Below are 884 nucleotides of genomic sequence, written 5' to 3'. Positions count from 1 at the left end.
GCCTTGATCCGTGGCGTCTTGTGGGTCGCATAGTTGTCCATCACCAGATGCACGTCCGGGCCCTTTGGCATCTCGGCGTCGATCCGCTTCAGGAAGTCGAGGAATTCGGTGGCGCGGTGACGCTTGTAGCACTGACCGATCACGGCACCAGTGGCAACATCAAGCGCAGCGAACAGCGATGTCGTGCCGTTGCGGACATAGGTATGGGTGCGCCGCTCAGCCACGCCCGGCGCCATAGGCAGAACCGGCTGCTCGCGATCCAATGCCTGGATTTGCGATTTCTCATCCACGCAGAGCACGACTGCCCGGTCCGGTGGCGACATGTAAAGGCCCACGATGTCCTGCACCTTATCGACAAATAGCGGATCGGAAGACAGCTTGAATGTCTCGGCGCGATGCGGCTGCAGACCAAATGCGGTCCATATTCGGCGGATGGTCGTGTGCGACAGACCGCGGTCGGCTGCCATCGAACGGATGGACCAGTGCGTGGCATCCTTCGGAGTGGTATTGAGCGTACGCTCGACGACCTCGGCAACCTGAGCATCCGTGACGGTACGTGGCCGACCGGCCCGGTATTCGTCCGCCAGCCCTTCGATGCCACCCTGTACGAACCGGCGGCGCCACTTGCCAACCGTGTGCTCGTGAACATCCAGGCGTTCGGCAACGTCCTTGCTTTGCAGACCCTGCGCGCACAGCAAAACCATCCGGCATCGATCCGACAAGGAGCGTGGCGCTTTATGCCGGCGTACCTGCGATTCGAGGAAGTTCCTATCCGCGTCGCTCAGAACGACGACATCCGCTTGCCTGCCGACCATCAATCAAACTCCTGCTCCTTAGGACAGAAGCCCAACAAAATGATGCCTACTTTCGTTCCATGTGACTAG

General features: G+C 60.2%; 1 protein-coding gene. It reads right to left on the bottom strand.

Going from position 1 to position 884, the window contains the following annotated elements:
- Positions 1-815, bottom strand: an 815-nt coding sequence (locus C5748_RS27360) for an IS630 family transposase (RefSeq protein WP_105746197.1), incomplete at its 3' end; no start/stop codon positions are given.
- Between the last annotated feature and the right edge of the window lie 69 nt (positions 816-884).

The organism is Phyllobacterium phragmitis, from assembly GCF_002980495.1.
Classification (GTDB): Bacteria; Pseudomonadota; Alphaproteobacteria; order Rhizobiales; family Rhizobiaceae; genus Paramesorhizobium; species Paramesorhizobium phragmitis.
Note: the sequence above shows the minus strand (reverse complement) of the source record. Positions and strands in the feature narration are given on the sequence as shown.